Annotated in this window: 13 protein-coding genes and 1 other RNA gene; 10 read left to right on the forward strand and 4 right to left on the reverse strand. The window is 62.7% G+C overall.

Annotated elements, in window-relative coordinates; all coding sequences use genetic code 11:
• Nucleotides 1-160: 160 nt before the first annotated feature.
• From ssrA to ompA, 4 genes are all read right to left on the reverse strand, one after another.
• Nucleotides 161-547, reverse strand: a transfer-messenger RNA (tmRNA) gene (ssrA, locus tag ACTJKQ_RS21250).
• Nucleotides 548-560: 13 nt separating this feature from the next.
• A complete protein-coding gene (locus tag ACTJKQ_RS21255; protein ID WP_440598000.1) occupies nucleotides 561-1235 on the reverse strand; it encodes an HAD family hydrolase in 675 nt (224 codons plus the stop codon).
• 1 nt (nucleotide 1236) lies between these two features.
• Nucleotides 1237-1947, reverse strand: a complete 711-nt coding sequence (gene ubiG / locus ACTJKQ_RS21260; protein ID WP_440597985.1) for a bifunctional 2-polyprenyl-6-hydroxyphenol methylase/3-demethylubiquinol 3-O-methyltransferase UbiG — start codon at nucleotides 1945-1947, stop codon at nucleotides 1237-1239.
• Nucleotides 1948-2037: 90 nt separating this feature from the next.
• Entirely contained in the window at nucleotides 2038-2682 is a 645-nt protein-coding gene (gene ompA / locus ACTJKQ_RS21265) for an outer membrane protein OmpA (protein ID WP_015014428.1), read from the reverse strand.
• Nucleotides 2683-2905: 223 nt separating this feature from the next.
• Between ompA and gyrA the strand changes: the two genes are divergently transcribed.
• From gyrA to ACTJKQ_RS21315, 10 genes are all read left to right on the forward strand, one after another.
• Nucleotides 2906-5569: a DNA gyrase subunit A gene (gene gyrA / locus ACTJKQ_RS21270; protein ID WP_056063635.1), complete on the forward strand. Its 2664-nt coding sequence runs from the start codon at nucleotides 2906-2908 to the stop codon at nucleotides 5567-5569.
• A 95-nt stretch (nucleotides 5570-5664) separates the two neighbouring features.
• Entirely contained in the window at nucleotides 5665-6774 is a 1110-nt protein-coding gene (serC, locus tag ACTJKQ_RS21275; RefSeq protein WP_440597986.1) for a 3-phosphoserine/phosphohydroxythreonine transaminase, read from the forward strand.
• A 65-nt stretch (nucleotides 6775-6839) separates the two neighbouring features.
• A complete protein-coding gene (gene pheA, locus ACTJKQ_RS21280; RefSeq protein WP_056063641.1) occupies nucleotides 6840-7937 on the forward strand; it encodes a prephenate dehydratase in 1098 nt (365 codons plus the stop codon).
• Nucleotides 7938-7949: 12 nt separating this feature from the next.
• Nucleotides 7950-8822, forward strand: a complete 873-nt coding sequence (locus ACTJKQ_RS21285) for a prephenate dehydrogenase (RefSeq protein ID WP_015014432.1) — start codon at nucleotides 7950-7952, stop codon at nucleotides 8820-8822.
• Nucleotides 8823-8978: 156 nt separating this feature from the next.
• A complete protein-coding gene (locus tag ACTJKQ_RS21290; RefSeq protein ID WP_440597987.1) occupies nucleotides 8979-11021 on the forward strand; it encodes a bifunctional 3-phosphoshikimate 1-carboxyvinyltransferase/cytidylate kinase in 2043 nt (680 codons plus the stop codon).
• A 195-nt stretch (nucleotides 11022-11216) separates the two neighbouring features.
• A complete protein-coding gene (rpsA, locus tag ACTJKQ_RS21295) occupies nucleotides 11217-12902 on the forward strand; it encodes a 30S ribosomal protein S1 (RefSeq protein WP_056063647.1) in 1686 nt (561 codons plus the stop codon).
• A gap of 70 nt (nucleotides 12903-12972) precedes the next feature.
• Nucleotides 12973-13320, forward strand: a complete 348-nt coding sequence (locus ACTJKQ_RS21300; protein ID WP_192421921.1) for an integration host factor subunit beta — start codon at nucleotides 12973-12975, stop codon at nucleotides 13318-13320.
• A 132-nt stretch (nucleotides 13321-13452) separates the two neighbouring features.
• The gene (locus ACTJKQ_RS21305) at nucleotides 13453-13782 is read left to right on the forward strand and encodes a LapA family protein (protein WP_440597988.1); all 330 of its coding nucleotides are present in this window, start codon (nucleotides 13453-13455) and stop codon (nucleotides 13780-13782) included.
• Nucleotides 13772-14929: a lipopolysaccharide assembly protein LapB gene (gene lapB / locus ACTJKQ_RS21310; RefSeq protein WP_440597989.1), complete on the forward strand. Its 1158-nt coding sequence runs from the start codon at nucleotides 13772-13774 to the stop codon at nucleotides 14927-14929. The genes ACTJKQ_RS21305 and lapB overlap by 11 nt, the downstream gene beginning before the upstream one ends.
• Nucleotides 14930-14966: 37 nt before the next feature.
• Nucleotides 14967-15422, forward strand: a complete 456-nt coding sequence (locus ACTJKQ_RS21315; RefSeq protein WP_440597990.1) for a ComEA family DNA-binding protein — start codon at nucleotides 14967-14969, stop codon at nucleotides 15420-15422.
• The last annotated feature ends 249 nt before the right edge of the window (nucleotides 15423-15671 follow it).

Raw genomic sequence — 15671 nt, forward strand, 5'->3', positions numbered from 1 at the left:
TTGCCGTTGAGGGACATGGTTCAAAGACGTTACGCCTCAGAGCCAGAAGGTGCATCGAATCGTTCGGTAAGGGCGAACGGAAGCAACTATCCTTGCGCAGCAGTACAAAATCAGTGGGAAAAGAAAAACCCCCAATCGTTACCGGTTGGGGGTTTATGTTTGGTGGAGCTGGCGGGAATTGAACCCGCGTCCGCAAGCCTTCGTCAGGCAGATCTACATGTTTAGCGGTCTGATTTGGATCTCGCTACCCATGTCGCGCAGTCGCACGCTACATGGGCCGCCAGCACCCTATTTTCTCGCCTCCACCCAAGGTACCCGGATGGAAGCCAGCCCATGTAATTATCCTTGCAGCCGGGAGGCACTGATTGCTCAGAACCCCCTTGCCCAGCCCATCGGCCAACTGTTGCAAGGCTCACTGGCAATTAAGCAGCGAGTGCGAAACGTTCGTCGTTTGCAGTTAGTTTGTTAAATCGAGATTTACGAGCGTGACTCAAGCTCGACATGCACCACACTGATCCCGAACCCACGTCGAAACCAGGACAGCCCCTAGACTTCTTATTTTAGGCGTTCGCGAGCAATTGCAAGAGCTCGCTGGGAGATTTAATTGCAGCGTGGGCGCCCCACTCTGCAGGGTCGGTCTTTGCGCCCAAGTAACCGTAGGTGGCGGCCACTGTACCCATGCCTGCCGCCAGACCTGCCACGATGTCACGCTCGTCATCACCCACGTAAATACACTGCTCCGGCGGCACACACAACCGCGCAGCCGCTTCCAGCAGGGGCGCGGGATGGGGCTTGGCGTGTGGCGTGGTGTCGCCACTGACCACTGCCGAAGCGGTGGCAAACAGCGGAATGGCCTGGGTCAGGGGTTCGGTAAAGCGGGCAGCCTTGTTGGTGACCACACCCCACGTCATGTTACGTTCGAGAATCTGGCGAACCAATTCAGGCACACCTTCAAAAATGGTGGTCTGCTCGGTCATGCGAGTTTCATAGTTCACGAAAAACTCTTCGCGCATGACGGCAAAGTCTGGGTGATCTGCCCCCATGCCAAAGGCTTCTGCCAGCATGCCACGGGCCCCTGCTCCCGCCATGGGACGATATCGGGCCGGGGGCAGCGAAGGCAGACCTCGGTCGGTGCGCATTTTGTCTGCGGCCGCCCCCAAGTCTGGTGCGCTGTCGATCAGAGTCCCATCCAAATCAAAAAGGACTGCGCGAATGCCGTGAAAAACGGTAGCCATATCAGCCCAGGCGACGCGCGGCAAACAAGTAATTGACGCTGGTGTTGGCGCTGAGCCAATAGCGACGCGTGAGGGGGTTGTATTCCAGGCCCTTGGTGTGCAGAACATCCAAGCCCGCACAGCGGCAATGCCCTGCAAGCTCGCTGGGGCGGATCATCTTGGCGTATTCGTGGGTGCCGCGCGGCAGCATGTTAAGCACGTATTCCGCGCCCACAATGGCCAGAATAAACGCCTTGGCGTTGCGATTGATGGTGGAGAAGAAGACCCAGCCCCCGGGTTTGACCAACGTGGCGCACGCGCGGACCACCGAGGCGGGATCCGGAACATGCTCCAGCATTTCCATGCAGGTCACCACATCAAAACCAGCAGGTTGCTCCAAGGCCATCGCTTCAGCGCTGATCTCACGGTACTGCACGTTTTGGGTTCCAGCCTCCAGAGCATGCAACTGCGCCACGCGCAACGCCTTGGTTGCCAGGTCAATACCCAGCACATCTGCCCCCTTGCGCGCCATGGAGTCGGCCAAAATGCCACCGCCACAACCCACATCCAGCACGCGTTTGCCGGTCAAGGCGCTCAGGCCGTGAATCCAGTCAAGCCGCAGCGGGTTGATCTGGTGCAAGGGACGAAATTCACTGTCGGGGTCCCACCACCGGTGGGCAAGTTCGGAAAACTTGGCCAATTCGGCCGGATCTGCGTTGACGGTTTCGATCATGTCGCTGATTGTCCATGAAGGGAGAGCACGAAAAGCCGTGGACGCAAAAAAGCCCCGCGAGCGGGGCTTTTTTGTGAAGCAATCCGAAGATTACTGAGCGGCGCGGGTGCCAACCACTTCGATTTCCACGCGACGGTTCTTCGCACGGCCTTCGGCGGTCTTGTTGTCAGCCACGGGTTGCTTTTCGCCCTTGCCTTCGGTGTACACGCGGTTCTTTTCGATGCCCTTGGACACCAAGTAAGCCTTCACGGCTTCAGAACGACGCACCGACAGCTTCTGGTTGTAAGCATCAGAGCCGACGGAGTCAGTGTGACCCACAGCAATGATCACTTCCAGATTGATGCCCTTGACCTTGGAAACCAGATCGTCCAGCTTGGCCTTGCCTTCTGGCTTGAGCACCGACTTGTCGAAGTCGAAGAAGGCGTCAGCAGCGTAGGTCACCTTGGTGGCGACTGCAGGAGCTGGTGCGGGAGCAGGTGCAGGGGCGGCAGCGGGTGCTGGAGCAGCAGCAGGAGCTGGTGCAGCGGCAGGAGCGGGAGCAGCGATTGCGCCGTCGCAGCCAGGAGCTGCCGTAGCAGGCGTCCAGTTGGCATCGCGCCAGCAGTATTCGTTGGTACCGTTCTTCCAGACCAGTTGGCCAGAAGCATCGCGCCAGTTGTCAACGGTTTGTGCGCCAGCGGCGGTTGCGAGCGCTGCAGAGGCAAACAACATCGCCACTTTGTTCAGTTTCTTCATGGTTCTCCTCTTGGGGAAAAAGCCGCAGCCGCGCTGCGAATCAGGACGCCTGGGGTGACCACCACCCTAAGCGTTCAAACGATTGTGCCATACGTAACAGGGCAAAAGCTGCGCGCTCTGGTCGGGGCCCGTAGGACAAAACCTGAATTGCTTCGATATGTTGCGCCGTCGCTACACGGTCTTACGCCTAAAATGGCTCTCCTTTGCCGCCCCCGCCGTCCCAATGACCCAGTTTGCCAAAGAAACCCTGCCGATCAGCCTCGAAGAAGAGATGCGGCGCAGTTACCTCGATTACGCGATGAGCGTGATTGTGGGTCGTGCACTGCCCGACGCGCGTGACGGCTTGAAGCCTGTGCACCGCCGCGTTCTTTTCGCCATGCATGAGCTCAATAACGACTGGAACCGGCCTTATAAAAAGTCGGCTCGTATCGTGGGCGACGTGATCGGTAAATACCACCCGCACGGAGACTCTGCGGTGTACGACACCATTGTGCGTATGGCGCAGGACTTCTCCTTGCGCCATATGCTGGTGGATGGACAAGGTAATTTCGGATCCGTGGACGGCGACAACGCTGCGGCCATGCGATACACCGAAATCCGCCTGGCCAAAATCGCCCATGAAATGCTGGGAGATATCGACAAGGAAACTGTCGATTTCGGCCCCAACTACGACGGCAGCGAGAAAGAACCGCTCGTATTGCCCAGCAAGCTGCCCAACTTGCTGGTGAATGGATCGGCAGGTATTGCGGTGGGTATGGCCACCAACATTCCGCCACATAACCTCAACGAAGTGGTCGATGCGTGCCTGCACATGCTGCGCAATCCCGAGACGACCATCGATGAGTTGATGGAAATCATCCCAGCCCCAGACTTCCCCACCGCCGGCATCATCTACGGCATCAACGGCGTGAAGGATGGCTACCGCACTGGACGCGGCAAGGTGGTGATGCGTGCCAAGTGCCACTTTGAGGACATCGACCGTGGCCAGCGCCAGGCGATCATCGTGGACGAGCTGCCCTACCAGGTCAACAAGAAGACGCTGCAGGAGCGTATGGCCGAGCTGGTGCACGAAAAGAAGATCGAAGGCATCAGCCATATCCAGGACGAATCGGACAAATCCGGCATGCGCCTGGTGATCGAACTCAAGCGCGGTGAAGTGCCCGAGGTGGTGCTCAACAACCTGTACAAGCAGACGCAGCTGCAGGACACGTTCGGCATGAACATGGTGGCGCTGATTGACGGCCAGCCCCGCCTGTGCAACCTGAAGGATCTGATCAGCGTCTTCCTCCAGCACCGCCGCGAAGTGGTGACTCGCCGCACGGTGTTCGAGCTGCGCAAGGCACGCGACCGTGGCCATGTGCTGGAAGGCTTGGCCGTGGCCTTGGCCAACATCGACGACTTCATCGCCATCATTCGCAACGCGCCCACACCGCCTGTGGCCAAGGCTGAGCTGATGGCCCGCCCGTGGGACAGCAAGCTGGTGCGCGAGATGCTCACACGCACGCGTGCTGACGGTGGTGTGATCAACGCCGACGACTATCGCCCCGACGGCCTGGAAAAGGAATTCGGCATGGGCCAGGACGGCCTGTACCGGTTGTCGGAAACGCAGGCCCAGGAAATCCTGCAGATGCGCCTGCAACGCCTCACGGGCCTGGAGCAGGACAAGATCGTCGCCGAGTACAAGGAAGTCATGGCGGTCATCGAGGATCTGCTGGACATCCTGGCCAAGCCTGAGCGCGTGTCGGTCATCATCGGCGACGAACTCACCTCCATCAAGCAGGAATTCGGCCAGCACAAGCTGGGCGCACGTCGCTCCATCGTTGAATACAGCGCACAGGATCTCTCCACCGAAGACCTGATCACACCCACCGACATGGTGGTGACGCTGTCCCACACCGGCTACATCAAGAGCCAGCCCCTGTCCGAATACCGTGCCCAAAAGCGTGGCGGACGCGGAAAGCAGGCGACCGCGACAAAGGAAGACGACTGGATCGACCAGCTCTTCATCGCCAACACACACGACTACATCCTGTGCTTCTCCAACCGTGGCCGCCTCTATTGGCTCAAGGTGTGGGAAGTGCCGGCAGGCTCGCGCGGCTCGCGTGGACGCCCCATCGTCAACATGTTCCCGCTGCAGGACGGCGAAAAGATCAACGTGGTACTGCCGCTCACCGGCGACATGCGCAGCTTCCCTGCGGACCGCTACGTGTTCATGGCCACCAGCATGGGCACCGTGAAGAAGACGGCACTGGACGAGTTCAGCAACCCGCGCAAGGGCGGCATCATTGCCGTGAACCTGGATGACGGCGACTACCTGATCGGTGCCGCCCTCACCGATGGCAAGCATGACGTGATGTTGTTCAGCGACGGTGGCAAGGCCGTGCGCTTCGACGAAAACGATGTGCGCCCACTGGGCCGTGCGGCGCGTGGCGTGCGCGGCATGATGCTGGAAGACGGTCAGAGCGTGATCGCCATGCTGGTCGCCGAAGACGAAACGCAGAGTGTGTTGACTGCTACAGAAAACGGCTATGGCAAGCGCACCAGCATCACTGAATACACCCGCCATGGCCGTGGCACCAAGGGCATGATCGCCATCCAGCAGAGCGAGCGCAACGGCAAGGTCGTTGCCGCCACGCTGGTGCACGCGGATGACGAGATCATGCTGATCACCGACAAGGGCGTGCTGGTACGCACCCGCGTGAGCGAGATCCGCGAACTGGGTCGTGCCACGCAGGGCGTGACGTTGATCGCACTGGACGAAGGCTCCAAGCTCAGTGGCTTGCAGCGCATTGTTGAGAACGACGCCAATGTGACGGATGCAGAAGCTGATGGGGATGCAAGCCCGGACGGTGGCACTTCCTCCGCACCTGAAGCCCCCGACGCCTGACCACCGCAGGGCGTGAAGTCGCCCTGCCAACGCTATCAAAAGCGAAGCATCAGGCGCTTATTGAATAAGCGCCTGATGCATTTTTAGCTCATCTCATGAAACGCCCTTACAACTTCTCCGCAGGCCCTGCCGCCATCCCCTCCGAAGTCCTGGAACAAGCCGCCGCCGAGATGCTGGACTGGCACGGCAGCGGCATGGGCGTGATGGAAATGAGCCACCGCGGCAAGGAGTTTCTATCCATTTACGAAAAGGCGGAAGCCGACCTGCGCGAGCTGCTGGCCGTGCCGTCGCATTTCAAGATTCTCTTCATGCAAGGTGGTGGCTTGGCCGAAAACGCCATCGTTCCGCTCAACCTGTCGCGTGCCGGCGTGGTCGATTTTGTGGTGACCGGCAGCTGGAGCCAGAAGTCGCAAAAGGAAGCGCGCAAATATGCGTCCGAAGTCAACATCGTCGCCACGGGCGAAGAGACGGGCTATACCACCGTGCCGGACCCAGCTTCGTGGACGGTGAGTCGGGGCGCGAGCTACCTGCACCTGTGCAGCAACGAAACCATCCACGGCACCGAATTCCAGCAGCTGCCCGACCTCAAGGCGCTGGGCAGCGATGCGCCGCTGGTGATCGATTTCTCCTCGCACGTGGCCTCGCGGCCCGTAGACTGGAGCCGTGTGGGCTTGGCTTTTGGCGGCGCTCAAAAGAACCTGGGGCCCGCAGGCCTCACGCTGGTGATCGTGCGCGACGACCTGCTGGGCCATGCCCTACCCGCCTGCCCCAGCGCCTTCGACTACAAAATCGTGGCCGACAACCAGTCCATGTACAACACGCCGCCCACCTGGGGCATCTACGTCGCCGGGCTGACCTTCCAGTGGCTCAAGCGCCAGACCGAAGGCAGCCTGACTGGCGTGGCCGCCATGGAGCAGCGCAACATTGCCAAGGCCACGCTGCTGTACAACGCCATCGACCAATCGCAGCTGTACGTCAACAAGGTGGCGGCCAACTGCCGCTCGCGCATGAACGTCCCGTTCTTCCTGCGTGACGAAAGCCGTAACGACGCCTTCCTGGCCGGTGCCAAGGAGCGCGGGCTGCTGCAGCTCAAAGGCCACAAGTCCGTGGGAGGCATGCGCGCCAGCATCTACAACGCCATGCCATTGGCGGGCGTGCAGGCGCTGGTGGACTACATGCGAGAATTTGAGCAAAAGCACGCCTGAGCGCGCACCCCACACGACAGCAACAGAAAACGGCTCCCAGAGCACGCACCGCTACCCCACCGTCCATGAACAATCCGCAAGCCTCACCCGACCTCGCCAGCCTGCGCGTGCAGATCGACAGCATCGACCAGCAACTGCTCACGCTGCTGAACCAGAGGGCGCTGGTGGCTGAACAGGTGGGTGAAGTCAAGAAACGTGAGGGCACGCCCTTCTTCCGCCCCGACCGTGTGGCGCAGGTCATCGACAAGATCACCAACGCCAACCCGGGCCCGCTCAAGGGTGCGCACGTGGCGGCGATCTGGCGCGAGATCATGTCTGCCTGCCTGGCCCTCGAATCACCCCAGCGTGTGGCCGTGCTGGGCCCCGAGGGCACGTTCTGCGAGCAGGCCGCGATTGAATTCTTCGGCGGTGCCGCCGACCTGATGTACTGCGCCAACTTCGACGAGGTGTTCCACGCCACGGCGGCGGGCAGTGCCCAATATGGCGTGGTGGGCGTAGAGAACTCCACCGAGGGCGTGGTCACCCGCTCTCTGGACTTGTTCCTGCACACCCCCACGCATGTGGTGGGCGAGGTCAGCCTGCTGGTGCGTCACAACCTGCTGCGCACCAGCAACTCGCTCGATGGCATCGAGGTGGTGCTGGCCCATCCGCAGGCACTGGCGCAGTGCCAGGCGTGGTTGTCCAAGCACCTGCCGCATGCCGAGCGCCGCCCGGTGTCCAGCAATGCGGAAGGCGCGCGACTGGCCACCACCAACCCGGCCTGGGCGGCCCTCTCCAGCGAGCGTGCGGCCACCCAGTTCGGCTTGCACATCGTCTCCCATGCCATCCAGGACGACGCCTACAACCGTACCCGCTTCGCCATCATCTGCCTGCCACACACGCTGCAGACGCCGCCTCCTTCGGGCAAGGATTGCACCAGCCTCGTGGTGTCGGTGCCCAACCGGCCTGGCGCCGTGCACGACCTGCTGGTGCCGCTCAAAACGCACGGTGTGTCCATGACGCGCTTTGAGTCGCGCCCTGCCCGCACGGGCCAGTGGGAGTACTACTTCTACATCGATCTCGACGGCCACCCCGCCCAGCCCCACGTGGCACGGGCGCTGGAAGAACTGCGCAGCCTGTGCGCGTTCTACAAGGTCCTGGGCACCTACCCCGTGTCATCCTGAGGAGCAGCCGCCATGTTTGAACAATTGGGACTGATCGGCTGTGGGCTCATGGGAGGCTCATTCGCCCTTGCCATGAAGAAGGCCGGGTTGGTCAAACGCGTGGTGGGCTACAGCAAGTCGCCCTCCACCACCGACCGCGCCCGCCAGCTGGGCGTGATCGACGTCGAGGCCCCCTCCGCGCTGCTGGCCGTGGCGGGCGCCGACATTGTGCTGGTGGCAGTCCCCGTGGCAGCCACCGAGGCCACCCTCAAGGCCATCAAGCACCTTGTCACCCCCCAGATGCTCATCATGGACGTGGGATCGACCAAGTCCGATGTGGTGCAGGCCGCACAGCGTTCGCTGCGGGACCAGGTGGGCTCCTTCGTGCCCGCACACCCCATCACCGGGCGGGAAGTGTCAGGCGTGGAACACGCCGAAGCCGACCTGTACAGCGGGCGCCAGGTGATCCTGACTCCCACCGAGCGCACCCTGACGGCCCAGCTGCAGGACGCCGAAAAGATCTGGACTGCGCTGGGCTGCCGCGTGACCAGCATGTCGCCCGAATCGCATGACGCGGCCTTTGCCGCCGTCAGCCACCTGCCCCATTTGCTCGCGTTTGCAATGATGAACAGCATCACGGGCCAGACGCACGGTGACGACTTTCTGTCCCTCGCAGGCCCCGGATTCCGCGACTTCACCCGCATTGCCGCCAGCGACCCCAAGGTGTGGCGCGACATCCTGCTGTCCAACCGGGACGAGCTGATTGCCCAGTCCAAGCTATTCCAGCAGGCCCTGCGCAACATCGAGCAGGCCATGGAAAAAGGCAATGCCCAGGCGCTTGAAGACATGCTGACCTTGGCCAGCGAAACCCGTGCGCATTGGCGCATGGGCGCGAAGCGGAAATGACCCCCTGAGTCGCCTTCGGCGCCTTCCCCCAAGGGGGACGCACCCGGTGGCCTGGCGAAGCCAGCTCCACGGGTGCACTGGTGTTGGGGCACGCCAGTTGTGCAGGCTGCCGGCCGCACGAACGCTCTTTGAGCCGCAATTGGACACAACACAACGATGTACAGCACCGCATTCCTCGATCTTCCCCCTTTGCAAGCTGCTGCGGGTGAAGTCCACCTGCCAGGCTCCAAGAGCATCTCCAACCGCGTGCTGCTGCTGGCAGCGCTGAGCAACGGCACCACCACCGTGCACGACCTGCTGGCGTCCGACGACACGCGCGTGATGCTGGACGCCCTGCGCCAGATCGGGTGCACGGTGGATGAAGCGGGCAGCACGGTGCGCATCACCGGCCTGGGTGGCCGCCTGCCCCAGTCTCCCGCCAAGCTGTTCCTGGGCAATGCGGGTACCGCCATGCGCCCGCTCACGGCGGCGCTGGCGCTGCTGGGCGGCGAGTTCGAACTGTCGGGCGTGCCGCGCATGCACGAGCGCCCGATTGGCGACCTGATTGATGCCCTGCGCCAGCTAGGCTGCCAGATCGACTACCTGGGCAACGACGGCTACCCACCACTCAGGATCGCCCACGGCCAGGGCGTGCCCCCGCTTGCGCTGGCAGCGCCCATCCGCGTACGTGGCGACGTGTCCAGCCAATTCCTCACTGCCCTGCTCATGGCGCTGCCGCTGGCGGCTGGCACGCAGGCCATCGTGATCGAGGTGGTGGGCGAGCTGATCTCCAAACCCTACATCGCCATCACGCTGCAGTTGCTGGCGCGGTTTGGCATCGTGGTCGAGCACCAGAACTGGCAGCGCTTCACCATCGCGGCGGGTAGCCGCTACCAGTCGCCCGGCAGTATTCATGTGGAGGCAGACGCCTCATCCGCTAGCTATTTCATAGCGCTTGGAGCAATAGCGACTAGCGCTACTGGCCAAAAAGATACCAAATCCGGCATCAAGATACAAGGCGTGGGCCTCGACTCGATCCAGGGCGATATTCGCTTTGTCGAAGCGGCCCGGGCCATGGGCGCGGTGATCACCGGGGGCCCCAACTGGCTGCAGATCGAACGCGGCGCCTGGCCCCTCAAGGCCATTGACCTGGACTGCAACCACATCCCTGATGCGGCCATGACGCTGGCCGTGATGGCCCTGTATGCCGAGGGCACGACCACGCTGACCAACATCGCCAGCTGGCGCGTGAAGGAAACCGACCGCATCGCCGCCATGGCCACCGAGCTGCGCAAGCTCGGCGCCACGGTGGAGGAAGGTGCGGACTACATCCGCGTGACGCCTCCCGCCCAGTCCGCTGACTGGAAAGCCGCCAGCATCCACACCTACGACGACCACCGCGTGGCCATGTGCTTCTCGCTGGCCGCCTTCAATCCGGCGCGTCTGCCGGTGCGCATCGAAGACCCCAAGTGCGTAGCCAAGACGTTCCCGGACTATTTCGAGGCGCTGTTCTCGGTCGCCCAGGTCGAAACCTCTCACATCCCGGTGATCTGTATTGACGGCCCGACAGCCTCGGGCAAGGGCACGGTGGCGGCGGCGGTGGCGCAACGGCTGGGCTATCGCTTTTTGGATTCCGGCGCGATGTACCGCATCACCGCCCTCGCCGCGCTGCGGGCGGGTTTCGCCATCGATGCGGACCACGAAGCTCGTATCGCCACCCTGGCCCAAACTCTGCCGGTGCGGTTTGAGGGCGGCAAGGTGTGGCTGGGCAGCGACGACGTGACCGAGGCCATCCGCACCGAAGAAGCCGGTATGAACGCGTCCCGTGTGTCCGCTCTGCCTGCCGTGCGCACGGCGCTGGTGGACCTGCAACACAGCTTCCAGCGCCTGCCGGGGCTGGTGGCCGATGGCCGCGACATGGGCACCGTGATCTTCCCCGAGGCCCCCTTGAAGGTGTATCTCACTGCCAGCGCCGCCTGCCGCGCAGAACGCCGTTATAAGCAGTTGATTTCTAAGGGTTTTTCGGCTAGTATCGGAGACCTTCGCGCAGATTTGGAGGCGCGCGACGCCCGGGACAGTTCCCGTAGCGTTGCACCCTTGAAGCCCGCGCAAGACGCTCTGGTCCTGGACAACTCCGATTTGACGATTGAACAAGCCGTCGAAAAGGTTTTGGCCTGGTGGCAGGAGCGCCAGCCCTTCGCAGCTTCTGTGCAGCGCTGACAATGTGGAGCCCTCGGGCTCCAGGCAGTGCCGAAAGGCCTTGCCACAGGCCCACGCAGCCCCCATCGCGCGTCAGCGCACAGGTTGTGTGGATCGATAACCTAACCCGCGGTTCTACCGCAAAAAACCACCGCAAGCAGCTATAAAAACGGTAGCAATGGTGCTGCCGGAATCCTGTTTGTGGCAAGGAAACACATGTCCGAATCTTTTGCCGCCCTTTTTGAAGAATCCTTGCAGCGCACGGAAATGCGCCCAGGCGAAGTCATCACCGCTGAAGTCGTGCGCGTTGAGCACAACTTCGTGGTGGTGAACGCTGGCCTCAAGTCCGAAGCCTACGTGCCGCTGGAAGAGTTCAAGAACGACAAGGGCGAAGTCGAAGTCCAAGTGGGTGACTTCGTGTCGGTGGCCATTGGCTCCATCGAAAACGGCTACGGCGACACCATCCTGTCGCGCGACACCGCCAAGCGTCTGGCTTCCTGGATGAGCCTGGAAAAGGCCCTGGAATCCGGCGAATTCGTCACTGGCACGACCAGCGGCAAGGTCAAGGGCGGTCTGACCGTTCTGGTCAACGGCATCCGCGCATTCCTGCCCGGTTCGCTGATCGATACCCGTCCGATCAAGGATCTGACGCCGTACGAAAACAAGACCATGGAATTCAAGGTCATCAAGCTGGACCGCAAGCGCAACAACGTGGTGCTGAGCCGCCGCGCTGTGGTGGAAGCCTCCATGGGCGAAGAGCGCGCCAAGCTGATGGAAACCCTGAAGGAAGGCTCCATCGTTCAAGGCGTGGTCAAGAACATCACCGAATACGGTGCGTTCGTGGACCTGGGCGGCATCGACGGCCTGCTGCACATCACCGACATGGCATGGCGCCGCGTGCGTCACCCCTCCGAAGTGGTGACCGCTGGCCAGGAAATCACTGCCAAGATCCTGAAGTTCGACACCGAAAAGAACCGTGTCTCGCTGGGTCTGAAGCAAATGGGCGACGACCCATGGATGGGCGTGAACCGCCGCTACCCCCAAGGCACCCGCCTGTTCGGCAAGATCACGAACATTGCCGACTACGGCGCATTCGTGGAACTCGAACCCGGCATCGAAGGCCTGGTGCACGTGTCTGAAATGGACTGGACCAACAAGAACATCGCTCCCGCCAAGCTGGTTTCGCTGGGCGACGAAGTCGAAGTCATGGTTCTGGAAATCGACGAAGACAAGCGCCGTATCAGCCTGGGCATGAAGCAGTGCAAGGCCAACCCATGGCAAGAATTCGCACAGGACACGAAGCGCGGCGACCGCGTCAAGGGTCCGATCAAGTCGATCACCGACTTCGGCGTGTTCGTGGGCCTGGCTGCCGGCATCGACGGCCTGGTGCACCTGTCTGACCTGTCGTGGAACGAACCCGGCGAAGCCGCTGTTCGCAACTACAAGAAGGGCCAGGAAGTGGAAGCGATCGTGCTGGCCGTGGACGTGGACCGCGAACGCATCTCGCTGGGCATCAAGCAGCTCGACGGCGACCCATTCACGACCTTCGTGACCGTGAACGACAAGGGCCAGACGGTGACCGGCAAGGTCAAGACCGTGGACGCCCGTGGCGCTGAAATCGACCTCGGCGAAGACATCGTGGGCTACCTGCGCGCTTCGGAAATCTCCCGCGACCGCGTGGAAGATGCCCGCAACGTGCTCAAGGAAGGCGACGAAGTCACGGCCGTGGTGGTGAACGTGGATCGCAAGACCCGCAACATCCAGCTGTCGATCAAGCAAAAGGACATGGCTGACGAACAAGGCGCCATGGCCAACCTGAGCCAGCAATCGAGCCGCGAAAGCGCCGGCACGACCAGCCTGGGCGCCCTGCTGCGCGCCAAGCTGGACAACTCGGAAAAGTAAAGCGCTGACCCGTTAAACGGTCAGACAGCGGGCGCCTCGGCGCCCGCTCTTTTTTCAGCCAAGACTGCCTATGTCCCAAGATTCCATGACCCGCTCAGACCTCGTCGAAGAACTGGCCGCCCGTTTCGGCCAGCTCACCCACCGCGATGCCGAATACGCCGTCAAGACCATTCTGGACGCCGTGGGCGAGGCCCTGGTGCGCGGGCACCGCATCGAGATCCGGGGCTTTGGCAGCTTCTCGGTCAACCACCGCCCTCCCCGCATGGGCCGCAATCCACGCAGCGGCGAGGCCGTGGCCATTCCCGAAAAGCGTGTGCCCCATTTCAAGCCGGGCAAGGCCCTGCGCGAAGCCGTCGACAAACGCACGGCCGAAATGGAAGAAAAGGCACCGCCCGCAACAGGCACCCTGGGCAACTGATATCAAATTGATAGCAGCAAGCGCATGATTCACTGGCGCCTGCTGCCGTTTTGGCTTGTATTGACCTGAAAGAAGGCATCCACAGGCCCCCTGCGCCAAGCTCTTAGAATCGCCCCACCACTGGGGAGACCGATGAAATACCTCCTGTGGCTGCTCAAGGCAGCCATTTTTTTTACGCTCTTCGCCTTCGCGCTGAACAACCAGCAGGATGCGACCGTGCATTTCTTCTTTGGCACGCAATGGCGCGCGCCGCTGGTGCTGGTGGTGCTGACCGCATTTGCCGCAGGTCTGGTCGTTGGGGCCTTGGGCATGGTGCCGCGCTGGTGGCGCCACCGCAACGCTGCACGCCGCGCCCAGGCAGCAGTCGTGGTGGCACCAACACCCGTAACGGCCCCCGCCGCCAGCGTTACCCCGGCAGCGCCCCCACCACCTCCTGACCTGCCTTCTATCCATGGAATTTGACCTGAGCTGGATACTGCTGGGCCTGCCCCTGGCGTTTGTGCTGGGCTGGCTGGCGTCGCGTTTTGACCTGCGCCAGCTGCGCGCCGAAAACCGCCGCGCGCCCAAGGCCTACTTCAAGGGCCTGAACTTCCTGCTCAACGAACAGCAGGACCAGGCCATCGACGCCTTCATCGAGGCCGTGCAGAACGACCCCGACACCTCCGAGCTGCACTTCGCCTTGGGCAACCTGTTTCGCCGCCGGGGCGAGTACGACCGCGCCGTGCGCGTGCATGAGCATCTGCTCTCGCGCGGCGACCTCTCCCGCACCGACCGCGAGCGCGCCCAGCATGCGCTGGCCCTCGACTTCCTGAAGGCCGGGCTGCTTGACCGCGCCGAAGATGCGCTGCAGCGCCTGGAGGGCACCCCATTCGAGGCCCAGGCCCGCCTGGCGCTGCTGGCCATCTACGAACGTTCGCGCGACTGGCCCCATGCCGCCACCATTGCCCGCAAGATGCACGACGCCGATCAGGGCGACTTCAGCACCCGGCAAGCCCACTACCTGTGCGAGCAGGCGTTGGCGTTCATCGCGCAAGGCGACCTGCCGGGCGCTCAGGCCCTGCTGGACCAGGCAGTGGCCGCGGCTCCCGAGGCCGCGCGCGCGCGCATTGAACTGGCGCGCCTGCAACGCCTGATGGGTCAGCCGGCTGCCGTGCTGTCCACACTCAAGGCGCTGGGCGAGCGCAACCCCGCAGCGCTGCCCCTGGCCGCCCCGCTGATGGTCGAGGCTGCCACCGCTACCGGCCGCACCCAGGAAGTGCATGCCCTTTTGCAGGCGCACTATGCGCAAGCGCCTTCGCTGGATGTGCTGGAAAGCATCGTGGCCATGGAAGCCGCCGACGAGGCCACCCGCCCATCCGCCCGCCAGCGTTATGTGGAGCATCTGGACAAGGAGCGCTCCCTGGTCGCTGCTGCCAAATGGCTGGCCACCGAAAAGCTGGAACACGAAGAATTCCACCCCCAGGTTCAACGTGCCCTGGACCATGCCGTCAAGCCCCTGACCCGCTACCGCTGCGCGGCCTGTGGCTTCGAGGCGCGCCAGCATTTCTGGCAATGCCCCGGCTGCCAGACCTGGGACAGCTACCCCGCACGCCGGGTCGAAGAACTCTGACCCAAGCCTTCATCCACAACGCTGTAAGACCCTTGCCATGCTGAAGAAATTGCTGACCCTGCTGGTTGCCACGCTGCTCGCCACCGCCACCTGGGCCGCCGTGGACGTGAACACCGCCACCGAGGCCGAACTGGACGGCGTCAAAGGCATCGGGCCCGGCCTGTCGGGCCGCATCCTCCAGGAGCGCCAGAGTGCGCCCTTCAAGGACTGGGCCGACTTCATCGGCCGTGTGGGCGGCGTGGGCAACAAGAGTGCCGTCAACTTCTCCAAAGAGGGCCTGACCGTCAACGGCAAGAAGTACAGCGCAGCAGCCGCTGCCAAGGCAGAAGCCAAATCCAGCAAAAAGCACAGCAGCTCCCAGGCAGCAGACCGCAAGGCCCGTGGCAGCGCTGACAAGGAGGCCGCAACGGCAACCACGCCAGCCACACCACCCGCCACGGCGACTGCGGCACCGGCCGCGCCAGCACCGGCAACCGGCGCTAGCAAAAACTAAGCACGCTTCACAAGCAGCAAGCCCGCTCCAGCGGGCTTGTTTTTTTGCGGCAGGGCATGCGCGACAGCAAGGGGCGGGCAGGGTTTTTAGGGGCTGCCCCCAGGGCGTGTCCCTCTTCAATTCCCCCACGCGAAAGCCATCCAGGCCGTGCAGTGCTAGGCGCCATGAGCGCCGTGTAGCTTGGCTACACAAGCGAAGGGCAACGACGCAATGTGCGGCTTGGCTGGCTTTCCCTTCGGGCTGGCGGTG

It is taken from the genome of Acidovorax sp. 22279 (genome assembly GCF_052045435.1).
Lineage (GTDB): Bacteria > Pseudomonadota > Gammaproteobacteria > Burkholderiales > Burkholderiaceae_C > Acidovorax > Acidovorax delafieldii.

Bases quoted from the DNA above. Each gene is read 5' to 3' on its own strand.
- ACTJKQ_RS21255 (WP_440598000.1), bottom strand. From the start codon at position 1,235: ATGGCTACCGTTTTTCACGGCATTCGCGCAGTCCTTTTTGATTTGGAT.
- ubiG (WP_440597985.1), bottom strand. From the start codon at position 1,947: ATGATCGAAACCGTCAACGCAGATCCGGCCGAATTGGCCAAGTTTTCC.
- ompA (WP_015014428.1), bottom strand. From the start codon at position 2,682: ATGAAGAAACTGAACAAAGTGGCGATGTTGTTTGCCTCTGCAGCGCTC.
- gyrA (WP_056063635.1), top strand. From the start codon at position 2,906: ATGACCCAGTTTGCCAAAGAAACCCTGCCGATCAGCCTCGAAGAAGAG.
- serC (WP_440597986.1), top strand. From the start codon at position 5,665: ATGAAACGCCCTTACAACTTCTCCGCAGGCCCTGCCGCCATCCCCTCC.
- pheA (WP_056063641.1), top strand. From the start codon at position 6,840: ATGAACAATCCGCAAGCCTCACCCGACCTCGCCAGCCTGCGCGTGCAG.
- ACTJKQ_RS21285 (WP_015014432.1), top strand. From the start codon at position 7,950: ATGTTTGAACAATTGGGACTGATCGGCTGTGGGCTCATGGGAGGCTCA.
- ACTJKQ_RS21290 (WP_440597987.1), top strand. From the start codon at position 8,979: ATGTACAGCACCGCATTCCTCGATCTTCCCCCTTTGCAAGCTGCTGCG.
- rpsA (WP_056063647.1), top strand. From the start codon at position 11,217: ATGTCCGAATCTTTTGCCGCCCTTTTTGAAGAATCCTTGCAGCGCACG.
- ACTJKQ_RS21300 (WP_192421921.1), top strand. From the start codon at position 12,973: ATGTCCCAAGATTCCATGACCCGCTCAGACCTCGTCGAAGAACTGGCC.
- ACTJKQ_RS21305 (WP_440597988.1), top strand. From the start codon at position 13,453: ATGAAATACCTCCTGTGGCTGCTCAAGGCAGCCATTTTTTTTACGCTC.
- lapB (WP_440597989.1), top strand. From the start codon at position 13,772: ATGGAATTTGACCTGAGCTGGATACTGCTGGGCCTGCCCCTGGCGTTT.
- ACTJKQ_RS21315 (WP_440597990.1), top strand. From the start codon at position 14,967: ATGCTGAAGAAATTGCTGACCCTGCTGGTTGCCACGCTGCTCGCCACC.